We start from the raw sequence: 6,970 nt of genomic DNA on the forward strand, positions 1-6,970 counted from the left end.
ATTTTCAATAGGCTACAGTTATGAATTTAGCATCTAATGAATAAGCTACTATCATTAGCACGGAGCGAGGACTTATAATTGCAGGCAGCCGCATTATTCTTTACAATGTAAATTTCTAGTTTTTCATCTTGCCCATTGTCGCAAAATATAATCATAAAAAGCCTCTTTATCTACCTTATCCATCGCATAAATTTTCCGACCACCAGTAACTACTTTAGTCCGCCCTTGACTCAGACCAGTGGTGATAATTTCTGTTTCCCATTTGCGCAATTGATAAAATTCTGGATGTCCCAAATAAGCTGTTGCCAAGACATCCCAAAAATAATAATCTTGGGGGATAACTAGTGCATAACATTGTCCGGCTAAATCAGAGATGGGATAGTGCCGTTGTTGTCCCATTTTGTATACTAACTCCGATGTAACTGGGACGTTGTTTGTTAAATCTAAAGGACACATAATAATTTCAATTTGGGTTTGCCATACCCGCGCTGCTGAAACCGCATCCCAATAAACATTCCATTCGGCGGAACCATCTTGTCCAGGTTCCAGACTTTTTTCCACATTGCCAGGAACATTCAATGCACCCCCCATCCACACAATTTTGTGAATCTTTGCTTCAATTTCTGGTGCTTTGTCTAAAGCTACGGCTACTGTCGTCAACGGGCCAGTTACCATCAATGTTACGGGGTCTGATGCCTCGCGCAACACCTTAATCATGAAATCTTGACCTGTTTCAGCAACCAGAGGCGTAGTGATGGTTTCCCTTTGATTGAGAATGGGGAGATGGTCAACGATAAACGAATCACGGCGATAGAGAGTAGGAAATGGATTGATCCCGCGCACCGTACTTTCTGCTACCGGGATATGAGAAAATCCCATCAAATCTATAATTTTACGTGTGGCGCTAACAGCTGGTTGAACGTAACAATCTGCTGGAGTGACGACAACACCAAGGAGTTCAATACGATCCATCGTCAACAGCAGCATAGTTGCCAGATAATCATCTACACCGCCATCGTGATCCATTAATACTAGTTGTTTTGTCATAAAAGGAGAATTACATGGATGAGTTTATGGAAGCTGCAATTCAGGAAGCAAAACAAGGCAGACAAGAAGGTGGAATTCCTATTGGTTCGGTTCTCGTCAAGGATGGCAAAGTTCTCGGCAGAGGACACAATAAACGCGTGCAAGACGGCGATCCTGTTACCCACGCCGAAATCGATTGTCTCCGCAATGCTGGGAGAGTTGGTAGTTATAGAGGAACAACACTCTATTCAACTTTAATGCCATGTTACCTTTGCGCTGGAGCAGTGGTACAATTTGGCATTAAAAAAGTCATCGCTGGAGAATCTAGAACTTTTCCTGGTGCTAAAGAATTTATGGTATCTCACGGTGTGGACGTTATCGATCTTAATCTTGATGAATGCGAACAAATGATGAGTGAGTTTATTGAAACTAACCCCGAACTTTGGAATGAAGATATCGGTAAATAGTCATTGCATCCCTATAATCATAGCGATCGCAATATCTGGTTGAAGTCCAGCACATTAGGAAAATATTGATAATACTTAAGAAAGAAGCTGCAAACTCTTTTATATTACACAATAATTTTAGTGACTAGAACTAGCTAAAATTTAAACGTGTGAAAATGTCAAATCTAACTGAATTTACATTATTTGCTCCTCGTAACAAAGGAGCATCTTTAATTGGGTCTTTTTCAGATTGGAAAGAAATTCCCATGTCAAAAAGTGAAGATGGTTATTTTCGCACTAAAATTAAACTGGAAGATGGCATTTATCAATATAAATTTCGCATTCAAACCAAAAGCCCAAATTTTGCACTTAATGAATGGATAGATGTCATTGATCCCAAAGCAACAAATGTTAATGAAACAGAAAAATACAGCATAGTACGCATTCAAGATGGTCAACGCATTGTTGATACTTACCTTTGGCAACACGATGAAATAACGTTGCCAGACAATCGGGAATTAGTAATATATGAAATGCACGTCGCCGATTTTACTGGTGATGAAGTTAACTCTAACGAACAAGACAAATATTTAGGGATAATTGCTAAGTTAGATTATCTTTGCAAATTGGGAATTAATGCAATTGAATTAATGCCAGTTAATGAGTACCCTGGTGATTATAACTGGGGCTATAAAGTTCGCCACTTCTTTGCTACAGAATCTAGTTACGGTTCAACAGAAGATTTAAAGCGGTTGATTGACGAGTGTCATGGTAGAGGCATTTGCGTCTTTATGGATGGAATTTATAACCATACAGATGAAGAATGCCCTTTAATACTTATTGACCGAAATTACTGGTATTACGAACACAAACATTATCCTGAAGACCCAGATAATTACTGGGGGCCAGAGTTTAACTATGATAATTACGACAAAAACTTAAATATTAAACCTGCATGGGAATATATCGGCGATGTGGTAAAGTTTTGGATTCAGGAGTATCACATTGATGGAATTCGCTTTGATGCAGTGCGGCAATTGGCTAACTTTGAATTTCTCAACTGGCTGACTAAGGAAGCGAAAAACCATGCTGCGCCCAAACAGTTTTACAACATTGCTGAACACATTCCCGATACAAAGACTGTAGTCAAGCCAGATGGCCCATTAGATGCTTGTTGGCATGAGAGTTTTCGCTACTTTATAATTCCGTATATTTGTGGTAAATCATTTGAATTAGAACAACTCAAGCAAATTTTAGATCCCAAACAGCAGGGTTATGCGATCGCAACCAATGTAATTAATTATTTGGCAACCCACGATCGCGAACGTGTATTACGAGAATTAGGCAATTGCGGCATCTTTGACGCAGCCGCATTTGAACGAGCCAAGTTAGCTGCTGCTGTGTTAATGACAGCGATGGGTATACCGATGCTGTGGATGGGAGAAGAGTTTGGCGAATATCAGCAAAAAAGCGAAGATGTGACTAAGCCGCGAAAGATTAATTGGTCTTTATTGTCAAACAGCCAGAATCATAATTTATTTGAGTATTATCAAAAGTTGATTGCCCTACGCCAGCAAAATCTAGCTTTGCAAAGTGACAATATTCAGTTTTTCTACGAAAATGCAGCTGATAAAGTGCTGGCTTACACTCGTTGGCATGAGCAGAATTCTCATGTTGTCGTCGTGGTAAATTTTTCCGACCAAAATCTAAATCAATATAAAATTTCAGACTTCCCAACTGCTGAGTATTGGCGAGATTGGGTTAGCAATCAAGAAGTGAAACCTGGAGAGGATGGTTTAGTTACTGACTTACCAAGCTATACAGCTAAAATATTGGTTTCAAATTCACAGTAATGTAGTCTGTAGATCGTTAATGTAAAAAGGTTGTAAATAGATTGTCGCAAGCAGTGCGATCGCTCGTCAAACAAACTGCTTGCGTCGCAACCCAGTAATAAGAGTAGAAGTGGGATCAACAGCAAATAAAATAATATCATGTCCGATCGGATAAGCTCAAAACCCAGATTGTAGAGACGCGATTTATCGCGTCTTGAAAGACCAATCATCTACACTAATAACCCTTAACCCAAGGGTATTGTGACATAACACTATCTGCAAATAAGGCGTTGGGTAGTAATTAACAGGAGGCTTTATGATAATTGTTGACAATTTACGCTTCCCTTTGACGCTTTTAACAGCACTAGGTTGCGGGCTGGTGGCTGGCGTCTTCTTTGCCTTCTCCACTTTCGTGATGAATGCCCTTGCACGACTCCAGCCAAAGGAGGGCATTATCGCTATGCAATCCATCAATATCACCGCGATCAATCCGTTGTTCATGTTGGCACTTTTCGGAACGGCTATGGCTTGCATATTTCTAGCGGTTTCATCGGTGTTAAAGTGGCATCAACCTGGCGCTGCCTACTTGCTTATTGGTAGCTTGCTCTATCTTATTGGCACTGTTCTAGTGACGATCGCGTTTAATGTGCCGCTAAATGATGCGTTAGCGATCGCCAAACCGGATAGCACTGAAGGCGCGAACCTATGGGCTAGATATCTTACCAACTGGACGTTCTGGAACCACGTTCGGACAATAGCGGCACTTGCGGCAGCACTTATACTCGGACTGTGCGATCGCACGGTGAAATAGGAATGATGAATAGGTATAATACTTGCTCGGTAAAATGAAGCTATATGAGTATTCAAGCAGCATACGATAATTGGTCAGCCACATACGATGCTGACGAAAATCTGACGCGCGATCTCGATCAAACCGTCACCAGAGAAACCTTGATGGGTTTGAGGTGTAAATCAGTCGTGGAAATTGGCTGTGGCACTGGTAAAAATACACTTTTGCTTTCACAAATTGCTCTGAAAGTTTGTGCGATCGATTTTTCAGCACAGATGATTGAAAAGGCGAAAGAGAAAGTGAGGTCTGCTAATGTGATGTTTATTACCGAAGATATTACCAAGCAATGGACTTGTCATAATGAGTCTGCTGATTTAGTCACTTGTAATCTTGTTTTAGAACACATCGAAGACCTCAGCTTGATATTTTCAGAAGCATCTCGTGTATTAGTTAAAGGAGGATACTTTTTCATCTGCGAGCTTCATCCATTCAAGCAATATCAAGGAACAAAAGCTAATTTTCAAAGACAGCAAAATTCCATTGAAATTCCGGCATTTGTACATCATTTATCAGACTTTTTTCACGCAGCAAAGGTTCATGGCTTCTTACTTGAAGACTTCAAAGAATGGTGGCATGAAGAAGACCAAAATAAACCACCAAGGCTTGTATCAATCTTGTTAAAAAAGTGAATAAAATTTTGGAGCATTGGAATTTAAAACAGTTACAGGGATACTTGCAAATCTTATCCGGCAACTATGTCTGCGGAAGTATACACTATATCTGTTCACTCACTACTTATTGATTAAAAGTTTAAATTCTGACCCCATATAGCTAAAAAGTTTTATTACTGCTATTCGCCCAAGTCTTAAAATATACGCGAATTAAGCTAGTTGACAAATAACTGTGAGGATGAATAAATTTATACTCCTCACTGAGTGCCAAAAACTGCATATTCCTTCTCTAAAAATTCCCTAGCAATTATCTACAACTATAGGGGGATTGCAAACTTTACAGATTGGAGATATTTGCATAATACAATATGAAATTTTATGTCTGAAACCAGCAATTGTATTGATCAGCGTGATATCTTTTCAATAATAATTAAGCCTTGTGATTGACTGCATTTTGCCCTATCTCAATTACTGTAGAGCTTTTGGGTTGCACACTGCAAACTAGCCAAAGCTCAAGCGTAAAATATCATCTGAAAAATGTTGAAGGAGAATAAGCATCATGGCTAAAGTCTACTTATCCTACATAGAATGTATCAAAGAGCAAGATCCACGTGGTGGTGATAATAATGATGAAATCTATTACTTAGTTGAGAATAGTTCTAAGAAAAATACAGTGAGTAATAGTTTTGATGCTGGTGAATTCCTATTTCCAGACAAACTACTCGAAAACGATCCGGCGACCAAAGCAGATCCTCTGTTTTTTACATTATGGGAAGACGATCCTGGCTCTTCTGGCGATGACAAATTTAAATCCATACGCCAAACTTTCGGTAGCGATCCAGGTACAATCAAAGACGGCGGAATTTTCTTTGATGGAACCCCTGGCTACTTTGAATTCGCGTTTTCTGGAAATGGCGGCCAGTATTCACTAGGATTTTCGGTTGTATAGATAAATAAAAGTTACTTGTGTGCATGTAGCTGAAAATTATCTTTTAAAGCATAGATGAGTTTTGCAAGTAGAGTCTTGTTTTCTGCTTACAAAACATATCAAAAGTATGAATAAATCCGTTGCCTTTCTCAGATATGGCTCAGATTTTGCAAGTTAAAAATCAAAAAATTCCGATGGAAAAAGTTGTTAGCTTGTTGGCGAGCTATCAGCTGTTTCCCCAATTTTTACGTGAGATTATCACCGATCAGGCGATCGCTTCCTTTACCTGTACGCTTGAAGAAAAAACCAGTGCTTGTGAGCAATTTTATCAGAAATGGCAGCTGACTTCCGAGTTAAAACGTCAGCAATGGCTAGAACTCTATGAAATGACTCCAGAGCAACTAGAAACTATAGCTATTCGAGAACTAAGAATTGAGAAGTTTAAACAGGCTAACTGGGAGCCGAAAATTGAAAGTCATTTCCTGAAACGTAAGTCTTCACTCAACAAAGTAATTTATTCTTTAATTAGGACGAAGGATGAAGGACTTGCTGACGAGCTTTATTTCCGACTTCAGGGAGGAGAGCAGTCCTTTACTGAACTAGCTCGACAATTTTCTCAAGGGCCAGAAGCAAAAAGCGGAGGTTGGTGTGGGCCAGTCGAACTCAGTAAAATCTCGCCAAAGTTAGCGCAAATGTTGTATGGCAGTAAACCGGGTCAACTATGGCGTCCTACTCGTTTAGGAGAATGGCTGGTGATTATGAGACTAGAGATACTTATCCCAGCTTTACTAGATGAATCAATGCGCCAACGGCTGCTAGATGAACTCTTTGAAGCCTGGTTAGAAGAAAAACTAGTTGAACTGACAAATGGTGGCTGGATCTCCCTGGATTGACTCATAGATTGTGGGAGTATTTTAAATTTATTCAAGCTGTAAATTTTTTGCTTATTAGTCAACTTAACGTTAAATGGGCGGTTAGAAACCGCATCTACACAGACAAAACCCACCTCCGTGGGTTTCAAACACTCAATTTTTTTAGTCCGCGCAGGCGGACTTTGTTTGTGTAGCCGCGAATTCCACTCGCTGGGGCTTACAGCAATTTTCATCTATTTGAACCACATCTATCGTAAGGGCACAGCATTGCTGTGCCCCTACCGCGTGGTCTATTTACCTGAAAATAGCTGTAACCCTCTTCTGTCACTCTCCGGGATGAGCAAGTAGTAACTAAGTGAAATTATCCAGAAGCATAACAGGGTTTAAATTGATTCATTGCACTAA

7 protein-coding genes are annotated in these 6,970 nt (G+C 39.8%); 6 read left to right on the forward strand and 1 reads right to left on the reverse strand.

The features are described 5' to 3' along the window. Positions 1-123: 123 nt before the first annotated feature. The gene (locus tag V7K53_RS00875) at positions 124-1,047 is read right to left on the reverse strand and encodes a nucleoside hydrolase (RefSeq protein ID WP_335195820.1); all 924 of its coding nucleotides are present in this window, start codon (positions 1,045-1,047) and stop codon (positions 124-126) included. A gap of 14 nt (positions 1,048-1,061) precedes the next feature. Between V7K53_RS00875 and V7K53_RS00880 the strand changes: the two genes are divergently transcribed. From V7K53_RS00880 to V7K53_RS00905, 6 genes are all read left to right on the forward strand, one after another. After that, complete coding sequence (locus V7K53_RS00880) at positions 1,062-1,493, forward strand: nucleoside deaminase (protein WP_334719626.1); 432 nt, start codon at positions 1,062-1,064, stop codon at positions 1,491-1,493. 155 nt (positions 1,494-1,648) lie between these two features. Further along, positions 1,649-3,325: an alpha-amylase family glycosyl hydrolase gene (locus V7K53_RS00885; protein ID WP_335195821.1), complete on the forward strand. Its 1,677-nt coding sequence runs from the start codon at positions 1,649-1,651 to the stop codon at positions 3,323-3,325. A 439-nt stretch (positions 3,326-3,764) separates the two neighbouring features. After that, a complete protein-coding gene (locus V7K53_RS00890) occupies positions 3,765-4,115 on the forward strand; it encodes an anthrone oxygenase family protein (protein ID WP_335195822.1) in 351 nt (116 codons plus the stop codon). A gap of 44 nt (positions 4,116-4,159) precedes the next feature. Further along, a complete protein-coding gene (locus V7K53_RS00895) occupies positions 4,160-4,783 on the forward strand; it encodes a class I SAM-dependent methyltransferase (RefSeq protein ID WP_335195823.1) in 624 nt (207 codons plus the stop codon). A 541-nt stretch (positions 4,784-5,324) separates the two neighbouring features. Next, the gene (locus V7K53_RS00900; RefSeq protein ID WP_335195824.1) at positions 5,325-5,714 is read left to right on the forward strand and encodes a hypothetical protein; all 390 of its coding nucleotides are present in this window, start codon (positions 5,325-5,327) and stop codon (positions 5,712-5,714) included. 134 nt (positions 5,715-5,848) lie between these two features. Then, on the forward strand, positions 5,849-6,586 hold the full coding sequence (locus V7K53_RS00905) for a peptidylprolyl isomerase (RefSeq protein WP_335195825.1): 738 nt from the start codon (positions 5,849-5,851) through the stop codon (positions 6,584-6,586). Positions 6,587-6,970 lie beyond the last annotated feature (384 nt).

Source organism: Nostoc sp. (genome assembly GCF_036917355.1).
GTDB lineage: Bacteria > Cyanobacteriota > Cyanobacteriia > Cyanobacteriales > Nostocaceae > Nostoc.